This is a genomic window from Pseudonocardia sp. HH130630-07 (assembly GCF_001698125.1).
Taxonomy (GTDB): Bacteria; Actinomycetota; Actinomycetes; order Mycobacteriales; family Pseudonocardiaceae; genus Pseudonocardia.
In genome coordinates this window covers 848,165-861,934 of sequence record NZ_CP013854.1, presented here as the reverse complement: position 1 = coordinate 861,934, position 13,770 = coordinate 848,165, and the positions used below count along the sequence as shown (strand labels likewise).

At 75.3% G+C, this 13,770-nt stretch carries 10 protein-coding genes; 5 read left to right on the top strand and 5 right to left on the bottom strand.

Annotation, left to right across the window (positions count from 1 at the left end; genetic code table 11):
• Window positions 1-17: 17 nt before the first annotated feature.
• The 5 genes from AFB00_RS04230 to AFB00_RS04210 form a co-directional block, all read right to left on the bottom strand.
• Complete coding sequence (locus tag AFB00_RS04230) at window positions 18-905, bottom strand: carbohydrate ABC transporter permease (RefSeq protein WP_068796128.1); 888 nt, start codon at window positions 903-905, stop codon at window positions 18-20.
• Complete coding sequence (locus tag AFB00_RS04225) at window positions 902-1,828, bottom strand: carbohydrate ABC transporter permease (protein ID WP_068796127.1); 927 nt, start codon at window positions 1,826-1,828, stop codon at window positions 902-904. The genes AFB00_RS04230 and AFB00_RS04225 overlap by 4 nt, the downstream gene beginning before the upstream one ends.
• Window positions 1,825-3,195 carry an extracellular solute-binding protein gene (locus tag AFB00_RS04220; RefSeq protein ID WP_068796126.1) on the bottom strand — a complete coding sequence of 457 codons (1,371 nt, stop codon included), beginning with the start codon at window positions 3,193-3,195 and terminating at the stop codon, window positions 1,825-1,827. The genes AFB00_RS04225 and AFB00_RS04220 overlap by 4 nt, the downstream gene beginning before the upstream one ends.
• 56 nt (window positions 3,196-3,251) lie before the next feature.
• The gene (locus AFB00_RS04215) at window positions 3,252-6,290 is read right to left on the bottom strand and encodes an alpha-mannosidase (RefSeq protein WP_068799998.1); all 3,039 of its coding nucleotides are present in this window, start codon (window positions 6,288-6,290) and stop codon (window positions 3,252-3,254) included.
• A gap of 90 nt (window positions 6,291-6,380) precedes the next feature.
• Window positions 6,381-7,475 (bottom strand): hypothetical protein, encoded by a 1,095-nt coding sequence (locus AFB00_RS04210; protein WP_068796125.1) that lies wholly within the window; start codon window positions 7,473-7,475, stop codon window positions 6,381-6,383.
• A 75-nt stretch (window positions 7,476-7,550) separates the two neighbouring features.
• On the opposite strand from AFB00_RS04210, the gene AFB00_RS04205 reads away from it, so the two are divergent.
• The 5 genes from AFB00_RS04205 to AFB00_RS04185 all read left to right on the top strand — a co-directional run bounded on the left by AFB00_RS04205 (window position 7,551) and on the right by AFB00_RS04185 (window position 13,769).
• On the top strand, window positions 7,551-8,468 hold the full coding sequence (locus AFB00_RS04205) for a 2-hydroxyacid dehydrogenase (protein WP_068796124.1): 918 nt from the start codon (window positions 7,551-7,553) through the stop codon (window positions 8,466-8,468).
• Between the two features lie 244 nt (window positions 8,469-8,712).
• Window positions 8,713-9,810 (top strand): polyprenyl synthetase family protein, encoded by a 1,098-nt coding sequence (locus tag AFB00_RS04200; protein ID WP_231974212.1) that lies wholly within the window; start codon window positions 8,713-8,715, stop codon window positions 9,808-9,810.
• Window positions 9,800-10,816, top strand: coding sequence for a UbiA family prenyltransferase (locus AFB00_RS04195; protein ID WP_231974211.1), 1,017 nt, complete (start codon window positions 9,800-9,802; stop codon window positions 10,814-10,816). The genes AFB00_RS04200 and AFB00_RS04195 overlap by 11 nt, the downstream gene beginning before the upstream one ends.
• Window positions 10,813-12,489: a prenyltransferase/squalene oxidase repeat-containing protein gene (locus tag AFB00_RS04190; RefSeq protein ID WP_068796123.1), complete on the top strand. Its 1,677-nt coding sequence runs from the start codon at window positions 10,813-10,815 to the stop codon at window positions 12,487-12,489. The genes AFB00_RS04195 and AFB00_RS04190 overlap by 4 nt, the downstream gene beginning before the upstream one ends.
• A complete protein-coding gene (locus AFB00_RS04185; protein WP_068796122.1) occupies window positions 12,486-13,769 on the top strand; it encodes an FAD-dependent oxidoreductase in 1,284 nt (427 codons plus the stop codon). The genes AFB00_RS04190 and AFB00_RS04185 overlap by 4 nt, the downstream gene beginning before the upstream one ends.
• The last annotated feature ends 1 nt before the right edge of the window (window position 13,770 follow it).

Genomic DNA, 13,770 nt, shown 5'->3' with positions numbered 1-13,770 from the left:
TCCCGCGGGCTCGCGGCTCAGGCCTTCAGGCCGCCGGTGGCGGTGAAGCCGCTGCCCAGGCGCCGGCCCAGCAGCAGGTACAGGACCACGACCGGGGCCGAGTACAGGATCGAGAACGCGGCCAGCTGGCCGTAGGCGACCTGGCCGTACTGCGAGGAGAACGTGAACAGGCTGACCGCGGCCGGGAGCTTGTCCGGGGTGAGCAGCAGCATGAACGGGACGAAGAAGTTCCCCCACGTCTGCACCAGCGTGAAGATCGTGACGACGGCGACGCCCGGCCGCATCAGCGGCAGCACGACCGACCACAGGGTGCGCATCGTCGTCGCCCCGTCGGTCCAGGCCGCCTCCTCGATCTCGACCGGCACCGCGTCCATGAACCCCTTGGTCAGGAAGATCGCGTGCGGCAACGCCGACGTGGCCAGGAACAGGATCGCGGCCGGCATCGAGTCGACCAGGTTGACCTGCACGAACAGTGCGTAGACCGGGATCATGATGGCGGTGATCGGCAGGCCGGTGGCGAACACGATCGTCAGCAGGAACGGGCGGCTGGCCCGGCTGCGGTAGCGCGAGAGCGGGTAGGCCGCGAGCACCGCGCAGACCACGGTGACCAGCGTGGCGCCGCCGCACAGCACCACCGAGTTCCACATCGGGCGGAACGTGGTGTCGGTGTTCAGCACCGCCGCGTAGTTGTCCAGGGTCGGTGCCGACGGCCAGGCGACGGCGAGCGACGCCTCGCCGTCGAACGAGGCCAGCACGACCCAGGCCAGCGGGATCGCGAAGAACGCCGCGATGACCAGCAGCACGACGTCGGCCGGTCCCGGGCGGCGGCGCCGGCCGGGGGCGACGAGCGGCGGGCCCGGTGCCGCCGGGTCGGCGGCGACGGGGGGTGCGGAGGTGACGGTCACGAGTCCTCCTTGGCGAGCAGCCGCAGGTAGGCGAGCGAGGCGGCGCCGCCGAGCAGCAGCAGGAGCAGGGCCACCGCGGTGCCGTAGCCGAGCTGCCCGTAGCTGAACGCCTGCTCGTACATGAACAGCGGCAGGGTCTGGCTGGACGTCCCGGGGCCGCCGGCGGTCATCACGTAGATCAGCCCGAACACCGACAGCGTCTGCAGGGTGATCAGCATCAGGTTGGTGGCGATCGCGCGCCGGATCAGCGGCAGGGTCACCTGGAGGAACCGCTGGACCGGCCCGGCGCCGTCGATCCGCGCGGCCTCCTCGACCTCGGTCGGGATCTCGGCGAGCGCCGCGGTGTAGACGAGCATGGTGAACGCGGTACCGCGCCAGATGTTGGCGAAGGAGACCGCGAGGATCGGCAGCGCGGTGAGCAGTTCCTGGTCGGGCAGGCCGACGAGGCCGAACAGCGCGTTCAGCGAGCCGTCCCCGGCGAGGAAGGTGTACCAGAGGTAGCCGACGACGACCTCGGGCAGGATCCACGCCCCGACCACGATCGCCCCGGTCACCGCGCTCACCGGCCGCGAGGCGTTGCGCATGAGCAGCGCCAGCGCCATCCCGAGCAGGTTCTGCCCGATGATCGCCGAGACGACGGTGAACACCAGCGTCAGGCCGATCGAGTTCCAGAAGTCGGCCGAGCTCAGGGCGTCGGTGAAGTTCGAGAGCCCGACGAACGACGTCGTGTCCGAGCCCTCGCCGCGCAGCGCCCGGTTGGTGAAGGCGAGGTAGACGCTGTAGAGGACCGGCCCGGCCAGGAACAGCACGAGCAGTACGACACCCGGCACCAGCGGACCACCCCGGAGCAGGGTGCGCCGCAGCGGGGAGCGGACGGGCGGGGCCGGTGGTGTCCGGGCCGGCGGCGGCGCGGTGGTGGTCATGTGCGTGCCTCCGGCGCGGTCGCCCCGGCCCCGACGATCTCGGTGAGGGCGGCGTCGTAGCCGTCGGCCGCGCTCTCCGGGCTGGACGCCCCGGTCATGACGGCCTCGGTGGCGGCCTGGATCGCCGAGGAGATCTGCGGGTACGGCGCGAGTGCCGGCCGGTAGTCGGCGTGCGGGACCAGGTCGGTGAAGAACCCGGTGACCGGGGAGCAGTCGGCGTAGTCCGGTGCGGAGACCACGTCGCTGCGGTTGGCGAGCTTGTTGTCCCCGACCGTCCAGGCGGTGGCGTTCGGGGTGCCCATCATCGTCGTCAGCAGCTGCCAGGCCAGGTCCGGATCCGCTGCCCGGGCGGGCAGAGCCCAGGACATGCCGCCGGACAGCGTCACGAACCCGCGGCCCTGCCCGTGCTGGGTGGGCATCCGGGCGAGCCCCAGTTCCTGGTTCCACTCCGGCCAGTCGTCCCAGTACTGGGCGATCCAGTTGCCGTCGACGACCATCCCGACCGCTCCCTCCGGCATCCACGAGGTGTAGACGGTCTCGGTCAGGTTCGGGTCCAGTGCCTCCTCCAGCGACGGGCCGAGGCCCTCGCCGTAGAGCGTGTGCAGGAAGCCCAGTGCCGAGCGCATCCCGGCGGCGCCGGTCGTCCAGCGCCGGGTGGACTCGTCGTAGAGCACCGAGCCGGTCCCGTTGAACAGCATCTGCAGGCCCTGCATGCTGGCCTTCTCGCCCTGGGCCTTGCCCGAGTAGAGCAGCGCGGGGACGACGTCGGGGACCCGGTCGCGGATCGCCCGCGCGGCGGTCAGCACGTCGTCCCAGGTGCGCGGGTTCCACGGCGTCGGGATCCCGGCGCGTTCGAGGACCCCGCGGTGGTACCAGATCGCCCGGGTGTCGGTGGGGCCCGGGATGGCGTACACCCGGCCGTCCTCACCGCGCACGGCGTCCTTCGCGACGTCGACGTAGGCGTCCCACAGCGGCCACTCGGCGACGTAGTCGTCGAGCGGGCGCAGGTAGCCCGCGGCGATGTCGGCCTTGAGGATGAAGGTGTCCTCGTAGACCACGTCCGGCGCGGTCCGGGCGGACGCCATCATCAGCTCGTTCTTGGTGAAGTAGTCGTTCTCCGGGGCGACCAGCGGCACGATGTCCACCGACGTGCCCGGGCGGGCCGCGGTGAACTCGGCGGCCGCGGAGTCGAGGAACCGGGCGGTGGCCTCGGCACCGCCCCAGCGCTGGAACGACACCCGCAGGCTCCCGGGTGGGCGCGTGTCCGCGCCGCACCCGGAGAGCACCGGTGCCGCCATCAGCGCGGCACCGGCCGCGCCGAGCAGGGTCCGCCGGGAGATCCCGCGCGGTGGTGATGGTGGGGACATCGGCGAACCGTCCTTACGCGTCGTTGCGTGGTGCGGTGGTGCTTCGGGTGGTCGGGTCAGCCGCGGCGCAGCCGCAGCGTGCTGATCTGGAACGGGCGCAGCCGCAGCCGCAGTCCGTCGGAGAGCGCCTCGGGACCCTCCAGCGGACGTTCGAGCAGGTCGGTCTCGACCGCACCGCTGCAGTCGAAGCCGGTGCCGATCCGGGCGTCGGCGCGGTTGCCGTACGCCTCGTACAGCCGGACGACGACGTCCCCGCTGCCGTCGTCGGCGAGCTTGACCGCCTCGACCACCACACCGTCGCCGTCGACGGTGACCAGTGGCTCGACCGGCCCGGACCCGCGCACCTCGCGCACCGGCAGGTTCATCCGGTAGCCCTCCCGGACCGCGTCCGGGATCTCCGCGCCGGGGGTGAGGCTGTAGTGCAGGGTGTGCGAGCCCGAGTCGGCCTGCGGGTCGGGGAACTGCGGCGCGCGCAGCACCGAGGCCCGCAGCCACGTCGTCGTCCCGGCCGTGGTGCCGCGCGCGCCCTCGCGCGCGGACCGGGTGACGTCGTGGCCGTAGGTGGCGTCGTTGGCCAGCGCCACCCCGTACCCCGGCTCACCGACGTGCACGAACCGGTGCGCGCAGGTCTCGAAGCGGGCCGCGTCCCAGGACGTGTTGGCGTGCAGCGGGCGGTGCAGGTGCCCGAACTGGATCTCCGAGGTGGCCCGCTCGGCGTGCACGTCCAGCGGGAACGCGAGCTTGAGCAGCTTCTGCCGCTCGTGCCACTCGGCGTGCACGGTGACCTCGAGGCTCCGGCCGCCGGGGGCGAGGGTGTACTCGGTGGTGACCGTGCTGTCGCCGAACCCGACGACGGCCCGGACACCCCGGGGGACCTCGTCCACCGACTTCGCGGGCGGCAGCGCGATCTCCATCCGGCGGTAGTGCCGGTCGACGTCCCAGGCGTCCCACTCGTTCGGGATGTCACCGAACAGGTGCAGCCCGGCGGTCTCGCCGGGGGCGAGCACCGCCCGGTCGGCGGCCAGGTCGTGCAGGGCGTGCACCCGGCCGTCGTCCCCGACGAGCACGGAGAGCCGGTCGTTCGCGATCCGCCAGCCGTCGTCGGTGCGGGTCACGGCCGGTTCGGCCGCGGCCGGCGCGGCCGCGGTGCCGATCCCGAGCGCCGGCGCACCGTCGCGGTCGAACGGGCCGGCGTTGGCGTGCAGCACGCCGTCGCCGTCCCCGGCGAGCGCGGCCAGCGCGCCGGAGACGATGGTCTCCAGCTCGGCGGACACGGCGGCGTAGTTCCGCTCGGCGTCCTGGTGCACCCAGGCGATGGAGCTGCCGGGCAGGATGTCGTGGAACTGCTGCAGCAGCACCAGCTGCCAGAGCCGGCGCAGGTCCGCGGCCGGGTACTCCGCGCCGGTGCGGACGGTCGCGGTCGCGGCCCACAGCTCGGCCTCGCGCAGCAGGTGCTCGCAGCGCCGGTTGCCCTGCTTGGTGCGGGCCTGCGAGGTGTAGGTGCCGCGGTGGTACTCCAGGTACAGCTCGCCTGACCAGACCGGCGGGTCGGCGTACTCGGCCTCGGCCTCGGCGAAGAACTCCGCCGACGTGCCGACCCGCACCCGCGGGGCGCCCTCCAGGTCCGCCTGGCGGCGGGCGGCGGCCAGCATCTCCCGGTTGGGGCCGCCACCGCCGTCGCCGTAGCCGAACGGGACGAGCGAGGTGCCGGCCCGGCCCTTCTCCCGGTACTGGCGCTGGGCGCGGTCGAGCTCCTCGGGCGACAGCACCGAGTTGTAGGTGTCGACCGGCGGGAAGTGGGTGAACACCCGGGTGCCGTCGAGACCCTCCCACTGGAAGGTGTGGTGCGGCATCCGGTTGGTGTCGTTCCAGGAGATCTTCTGGGTCAGGAACCACCGCGACCCGGACGCCCGCACGAGCTGCGGCAGCGCCGCGGTGTAGCCGAACGAGTCCGGCAGCCAGACCTCCATCGGCTCGACGCCGAGCTCGTCGAGGAAGAACCGCTTGCCCTCGACGAGCTGGCGGGCCAGTGCCTCGCCGCCGGGCATGTTGGTGTCGGACTCGACCCACATGCCGCCGACCGGGACGAACGTGCCGGCGGCGACCGCGGCGCGCAGCCGCGACCACAGCTCGGGATAGCCGTCGCGGATCCACTGGTACTGCTGCGCCGAGGAGCAGGAGAACCGCAGCGTCGGGTCCTCCTCCGCGAGCGCGAGGACGTTGGAGAAGGTGCGGGCGCACTTGCGGACGGTCTCGCGGACCGGCCACAGCCACGCCGAGTCGATGTGCGCGTGCCCGGTGGCGACGACCCGGTGCGCGCTCGCCGTCGCGGGTGCGGCCAGCGCCGGGGCGAGCCGCTCCCGTGCCGGGCCCGCGGTGCCGGTGAGGTCGCGCGGGTCGAGCACGTCGAGCGCGTCCTCGATGCCGGAGACGATCGTCGTGTGCCGGGCGGACTCCGGGTCCAGCCGGTCCAGCCAGCCCTCCAGGACGAACAGGTCCTGCTCCAGCTCCCACACCGTCTCGTCGAGCAGGCCGATGTCGACCTGCTGCAGCGAGTACAGCGGGTCGGTGCCCGCGGTGGCGGGGTCCCCGAGCGGGGTCGGCACGAACCAGCCGTGCTCGGCGATCCGCGGGTTCGCGGCGGCCTCGAGGTAGAGGTCGACGTCGTCGCCGGTGACCGGCACGTGCGCGTTGCGCGGCTCGATCCCCTTGATGATCGTGCCCTGCGGCGACCACGCCGTGGCCTCGGTCTGGAAGCCGGGGTTGTCCGCGGTGAACCCGAGGTCGACGACGACCTCCACCCGGGTCCCCGGTACGTCCCGCCAGGCCGGCGGCACGGTGCCGGTGGCGTGGAACCAGACGGTCCCCCACGGCCGCCCCCAGGCCGAGGCGTGCCCGGCTCCGACGGGGAACGGGGTGTAGTCCCGGGTCACCGCCTCGTCGAACGGGACGGGCTCCCCGGGCACCTCCCAGGCCCGGACCTGGAGGGGGACCGTGCTGCGGTAGCGGGCCCGCCCGAGGTGCTCGAGACGGAAGCGCCGCAGACGGTCGGCGACGAAACGGGTGCGGTCGTGCACGGGGGTCTCCTGCTGCATCGGCTGCATCGGCTGCACTGCCGCCAATACTTAAAAACGATGGAGGAAATATGTCAAGACCTTCTGTCGCCGCACGGCGGGGTCAGCAGGTCAGGCCGCGGAACCGCCGCCGCCGGTCGGCGGCTGGATGCGCACGACGCGGTCGTCGGTCCGGCCGGGGCCGGGGCCGTCGCGGTTCACCGTGCCGAGCCACAGCAGCCCGTCCGGGGCGATCGTCACCGGGCCGATGGCGCCGTAGGTGTCCTGCAGCACCGGCTGCGGATCGCCGGTGAAGGTGCCGTCCCGGCCCGGGTTCAGCACGAACAGCGCCTCGCCCGCCCGTTCGGCCACGACCAGGCTGCCGGGCAGCACCGTGCACCCGGCGACGCCGGGGCGCTCCGGCCAGGTCCACGCGGGCGCGCCCAGCGCGCCGGGGGAGACCCGGAAGAGCACGTCCCGGCCGGGGGCCCGGTCGGTCACCCAGGTCGTCCGGGCCTGCGGGTCGACGCAGACCCCGCCCGGATCGGTGAGCCCCCTGGCCAGCACCGGCGACGCCGGATCGGGATTGCCGGGTGCCGGGCGCCCGAGGGTGTCGATCCGCAGCACCGCGCCGCCGAGCGGCCCGGGCCCGGCGCCGGTGGCGACGACGAGCGAGGACCCGTCGGCGTCGGCGGTGAGCGCACCGCCCGGCGGCAGGCCGCTCAGCACCGGCTTCGGCGGCTCGCCGGGCGCGATCCGCAGCACCTGGCCGCCGGCGAGCGCGTAGAGCAGCCGGTCCTCGGCGTAGCCGGGGGAGAGCACCAGGCCGGTCACCCCGGCCCCCGGGCCGCCCGGGAGCGTCGTCACCGGGACCGGGTCGGTGTCGGCCTGCACCTGCAGCACGCGGCCGGTGTCGCGCTCGGCGACGAGTGCCCGGTCGCCCGGCGGCAGCACCGCGACCGCGCCGACCGGTCCGAGGCAGGCCGCGACGACCTGCGGGTCGGGGTCCTCGCACGGACCCGACGGCGTCGGCCCGCCGCCCTGCGGTGGCGGCGGGGGCGGCGGCTCGCCGGTCGGCCCGACGTCCGGTGGCCCGCCCAGCTCGCCCGCGCCCTCCGCCTTCGGGCGCCAGTCCCGGGCCCCGGAGTCGGGGAAGGCGACGCACCCGGAGACCAGCGCGAGCGCGGCGAGCAGCGCGGCGACGAGGAGCGGGAGGCGGGCGGTCACGGTTGCCCAGGCTAGGCCGACGGAGGTGAGCGCCGGGTGAGTGCCGGTGGGTACCGGTCGGTAGCGTCGCCGGGCATGACCCCCGTGACCGTCCTGGTTCCGCACAGCGCGGGTGCCGAGATCCTGTCCGAGGTGGACGGCCTGCTGCCGGTCGTCTACGACCCGGAGCAGCCGCTGCCGGAGCAGGCCGCGTCGGCCCGCGTGCTGGTCGCGCCGTTCCTGGCCACGTCCGACGCGGTCGCGATGACCGGGCGGATGCCGCAGCTGGAGCTGGTCCAGCTGCTCACGGCGGGCGCCGAGGCGTGGATCGGGCGGCTCCCGGACGGGGTCGCGCTGTCCGACGGCCGCGGCGCGCACGGCGGTGCCACCGCGGAGTGGGTGGTGTCGGTGCTGCTCGCCGTCTACCGGCACCTGGACCGCTTCGTCCGCGCCCAGGACCGGGGGGAGTGGGACTACCACCAGACCGAGGAGCTGGCCGGCAAGCGGGTGCTGGTCGTCGGGGCCGGGGACGTCGGGACGAAGACTGTGGCCCGCCTGACGCCGTTCGAGGTCGAGACCACGCTGGTCGGCCGCACCGCGCGGGAGGGCGTCCACGGCTGGGACGAGCTGCCCCGGCTGCTCCCCGAGCACGACGCCTGCGTGCTGATCGTCCCGCTCACCGACGAGACCCGCGGCCTGGTGGACGCGGAGTTCCTGGCCGCGATGCCGGACGGCGCGCTGCTCGTCAACGGGGCCCGGGGCCCGGTCGTCGACACCGGTGCGCTGCTGGCCGAGCTGACCTCGGGGCGGCTGCGGGCCGCCGTCGACGTCACCGACCCGGAGCCGCTGCCGCCCGGGCACCCGCTCTGGAGCGCGCCCGGGCTGCTCCTGACCCCGCACGTCGGGGGCACGGTCCCGATGGCGATGCGCCGGGCCTACGGCGTCGCGGCCGAGCAGCTGGCCGCGTTCGTCCGGGGTGCCGAGCCGCCCAACCTGGTGACCGGGGCGTACTGATCGGGCAGTGGTCGTGCCCTCGCGGGCATTGACAGAATCGTCCCCGGAATTGTTCGACCGCCGATTCGGCGAACGGCCTGCATTGCGCTGACGTAAAGAGCCTGGGATGGCGCTGGAACCGCTTGACGAGTTCCGCGTGTAATCGTACGTTCAGGTGGCGTTCGCCAGTTCATTCTTCGCAGAATCGTGATCGCGCAGTCCTCGGGGGAAGGTTCCTTCTGTTGACCCCAATCACTGATCGTCCGTGCTCGGACGAGTACCGCCGGGCACCCGTGCCGTGCCGGGCACGATGAGCCGGGCGTCGTCCCCCGCCGAGGGCGACGACGTCCGGGAACCCTCCGTCCTTGATCCCGCCGCCGACCCGGCGGCCACCGACATCCGGTCCGAGATCCACGCGGCGCTCGCCCGGCGGCGTCCGGAGACCGGCGCCCGGTTCGACGAGATGACCCGCTACGCCCTGCTCGCGCCGGGCAAGCTGCTGCGACCGCTGATGCTGCTCGCCGCGGCGGAGGCCGTCGGCGGCCGCGGGGAGGACGCGCTGCCCGCGGCGGCGGCCGTCGAGCACCTGCACGTGGCCTCGCTCGTGCACGACGACATCATCGACGGCGACGACCTGCGCCGCGGGCAGCCGTCGGTGCACGCCCGCTACGGCGTCCCGGACGCCATCGTGACCGGTGACGCGCTGCTGTTCGACCTGTTCGCCGCCGTCTCGGAGTGTGCGGCCCCGCCGCAGGCGGTGGTCACCGCGGTCGCCGAGCTGGCCCGGGCCGGGACCGACCTGTGCCGCGGGCAGGTGCAGGAGTCCGAGCTCGTCGCGCCGGGCCCCGGCCGGCCCGGGAGCACCCTCGCGGACTACCTCGAGGTGGCCGGGCTGAAGACCGGGGCGCTGTTCCGCGGCGCCTGCCGGGCCGGCGCCGCACTCGGCGGCGGTGACCCGGAGCAGGTGGAGCTGCTCGGCGAGTACGGCCACCACACCGGCGTCGCGTTCCAGCTGCACGACGACCTGCTGCCGTACCTCTACGACACCTCGGCCACCGGCAAGCCGGTGACCAGCGACGCCGCCAACCTGCGTCCCACCTGGCCGGTGCTGCTGGCCCACCGCGACGGCGACGACGGCAGGCGCCGGGCGGTCGAGACCGCGCTGTCCGGTGCGCTGGGCCCGGTCGAGGCGCACGAGGCGCTCCGCTCGGCGGTGACCGCCGAGGGGGTCTGGGACGCCGCGCGGGCCGGTGCCCGGGAGCATGCCGAGGCGGCCGTGGCCCGCCTCGGTGAGCTGCCCGGGTCCGCGGCCGCGCACCGGCTCGCCGGGATGGCCGCGATCGCGGTCGACCGTGACCGCTGACGTGCCGACCCTGCGCACCGACCCGGCCGCCGGTACCCGGCGGCGGGGGGAGCGCCTCACGGCGCACTGGCAGACCTGGCGGCCGTACACCACCTGCCACCCGGCGCTGCTCGGGCTGGCCGGGGCGATGGTGGCCGGTGGCGGCTCCGCGGCCGGGATCGCGGTCGCGGTGCTGGCACCGGTGCTCGGCTGGCTGGCCGGGCACTATCTCGGCGACTACTTCGACCGGGACCTCGACGCGATCGCCAAGCCGCACCGCCCGATCCCGTCCGGGCGCCTCGGCGCCCGCACCGCGCTCGTGTGCGGGATCGCCTGCGCCGCGGCGTCGCTGCTGGCGACGACCCTGGTGAACTGGCGGATCCTGCCGGTGTTCGCCTGCGCGTTCGCCGGGATCGTCACCTACAGCCTGGTGTTCAAGCAGCGGGGACTGGCCGGCAACGTCAACCGCGGCGCGCTCTCGGCGCTCGCGACGGTCGTCGGGGCGATGGCCGTCGCGCCGTGGCCGTCGTGGGCGCTGCTGCCGGTGGCGCTCGGGTTCGGGCTGCACGACACCGCGTCGAACCTGATCGGGACGGTCCGCGACGTCGACGGCGACCGGGCCGGCGGCTACCGGTCGGTCCCGGTCCGGCACGGCACGACGACCGCGGTCCGGCTGGCGGCCGTGCTGTGGGCGGCGGCGGTGGTCGCGATCGGCGCCGGTGCGCTCGCCGCCGAGCGGCCGGTGCCCCAGCTGGCCGGGCTCGCGGTGGCGGTGCTGGCCGGCGGGTACGCCTTCGCCGTCGTGCGGCCCGGCTCGGTGACCCGGCGCCGGGCGCTGCGCTCGCACGAGGTGCTGGTCGCCGAACGGATGGTCCTCGCGGGCGCGGTCGTCGCGGGCGCCGCGGGTCCCGCCCTCGCGGTCGCGGTCGTGCTGCCCGCCCTCGTCGTATCCCTGTTCATGCAGGCCCGGATGCGGGCCCGGCACGAGTTCCCGGCGGGCGCCGGGGACGGAGAGGACACCCCATGACGCCGGCCCACACCGGAACCGGCCGGATCGCCGAGGAGGTGGCCGGCGCGATCTCCGGCGGGGCCGAGGCGTTGCTGCGCGCCCGGCGCGACGACGGTGTCGTCGACTACGGCGCCGAGGGCCTGCGGTCCACCCTGGCGACGGCGGGTGCGATCACCGCGCTGCACTTCGCCGATCCCGGCGGCGCCGCCGACCTGATCGCTGCCGGGGCGGCGCGCCTGCGCCGGACCCAGACCGCCGACGGCGGGTGGGCGATGGTGCCGGGCCTGCCCGCCGAGCCGGGCCCGACCGCGGTCTCGGCCGCCGCGCTGCACCTCGTCGACCCCCGCGGCAGCGCCGAGCAGGTCGCGGCCGGGCGGCGCTGGATGGAGGGCTACGGCGGGCTCGCGGCGATCCCGCACCCGGAGGTCGTGCTCTGGTGCCGGCAGTTCTACGGGTTCGTCGGCTGGATCGCCCCGGCCGACATGCGCCGCTTCCCGCTGGAGCTCGCGTTGCTGCCCGGGCTCTACCGGCGGCTGTTCGACCTGCGCCTGCCGATGGCCTCCGCGCTGGGGCTGGCCCAGACCCGGCACCGGCCGCTGACCCGGGTGCAGCGCACGCTGGCCCGGCTGGCCGAGCCGAACGCGCTGCGCGTGATCCGGCAGGCCTACGAGCACGAGGGCTCGGCCGGGTCCTGGTCGGAGGACGCCTGGGTGACCGGTCTGGTCTGCACCGGGCTGGCCAGGGCCGGGCTCGGCCGGGACATGGTCGACGCGGCCGTGGGCTGGCTGCGCCGGTCGATGCACCCCGACGGCTCGTGGGCCACGACCCCGCTGGACGCGGCCTGGACGATGTACGCGGTGCGCGGGCTGGTCGAGGCGGGCTACGGCGCCGACGAGCGCCTGGTCGCCTCCCGGGACGCCCTGCTGGGCCTGCAGCAGCACCGGCCGTTCCTGGCCTTCGGGTGCCCGGCCGGGTTCTGGGGCTGGACCGGCGGTCGCGGCTGGCCCGCGGTGCTCGAGACGGGCGAGATCGTGTCCGTGCTCAGCCGGCTGCCCGGCACGGCACAGGCCGGAGCCGTCGCGGCCGGGGTCGCCTGGCTCACCGACCGGCAGGACTCCCGCGGCTCCTGGGGCCTGTGCGTGCGCAACACCCGGGTCGCGAACAGCGGCCCCTGCCCGATGACGACCGCGCAGGCCGTCGACGCCCTGCTCGACGCCGGGGTACCGGCCGACGACCGGCGGGTGCGCCGCGCGCTGCGCTGGCTCGGGCACGCGCAGCTGCCCGGCGGCGGGTTCGAGTCGGTCTGGTACCGCGAGCACACGATGGGCACCGCCGCGGTGCTGGAGACGTTCGCCCGGTGCGGCCGGGCCGGTGACGAACCGGCGGTCCGGGCCCGGAGCTGGCTGGTCCGTGCCCGCAACGCCGACGGGTCCTGGGGCGACGGCCACGGCACCGCCGGCACCGTGGAGGAGACCGGCTGGGCGGTGTCGGCGCTGCTCGCGGCCGGGGCACCGGCGTCGGCGGTGGAGCAGGGCGTGCGGTGGTTGCTGGACGCGCGCCTGCCGGACGGCGGCTGGGCCGCCGAGCCGGTGCACGAGTACGTCCGCCGGGTGAGCCGCTACGCCAACCCGGGGTTCACCCACGGCATGGCCCTGCGCGCGCTCGGCCGCTACCGGGAGGCGCTGCGATGACCGGCGGGACCGACCACGACGTCGTGGTGTGCGGGGCGGGGGTGGCCGGGCTGTCGGCGGCCTGCGCGCTGGGCCGCCTCGGGCACCGGGTGCTGGTGCTGGAGAAGCGCCCGGTACCGCAGCCGGTCGCCAAGGGCGAGGTGCTGCAGCCGGGATCGCTCGCCGTGCTCCGGGAGTGGGGCGTGGCGGACCGGCTGGAGGCGGCCGGAGCGCTACGGCTGGAGCACCTGGTCGCCCGCGCCGCCGACGGCACCCCGCGGATGCTGCTGGACTACGGGCGGTTGCCCACGCCGCAGCCCTGGCTGCTGGCCCACGACTACCCGACGATCCTGGCGACGCTGGCGGAGACCCTGCCGCCCTCGGTCGAGGTGCGGCGCGGCGCGCTGGTCGAGGACCTGCTCCGGACCGGGGACCGGGTGACCGGGGTGCGCGTCGACGGCGCCGAGCTCCGGGTGCCGCTGGTCGTGGCGGCCGACGGGACGTCGTCACGGCTGCGGCGGGCGGCCGGTCTGACCGCGCCGCGGCGGGACTACCCGCACCGGCTGGCCGCGTTCGAGCTGGACGGGCCGGACGGCACCGTGCCGGCGGACTTCTCGGCGTACGTGACCGACGGCGGGCTGCGGCTGCGCTACCCGCTGCCCGGCGGCCGGATCCGGCTCTACGTGCAGGTCGCCCCGGACGAGCTGCGCGGGCTCGGGCCGGACGGGCTGCGGGCCTGGGCGGACCGGGTGCTCGACGGCTGCCCCGGGCTCGCCCCGCTGGCCGGGGCGTTCCGGGCCGGCGTCGACCGGCGCCAGGTGCTGCCGGTGTCCCGCGCGCTGGCGCCGGCGCTGGCGGTGCCGGGGCTGGCGCTGGTCGGGGAGAGCGGGCACCTGGTGCACCCGATGGCGGCACAGGGCATGAACAGCTCGATCGCCGACGCCCACACCCTGGCCACGGTGCTCCGCCAGGGCGGATCGCTACGCCCCGGCGTGCTCGACCACGCGCTGCGCCGCTACGACACCGCCCGCCGCCACGACCTGCACCACATCGGCCGGACCAGCCACAACGCCGCCCGGATGATCACCGACCGGTCCTGGATCGGGGACCGGGCGCTGACCGGGACCGGTGGCAACGCCCGCATCCGGCACGAGGTCATGCACACCATGTCCGGGCTCGGGATCCGCCGCCTGACCCCGGTGGACCGGCTGCACCAGATCGGGGTGCTGCCCGATCCGCGGGCGGCCCGGCTCCCCGGCTGGGCCCGGGCCGCGAGCGGATCGGGCGCGGCGGCCCGATGAC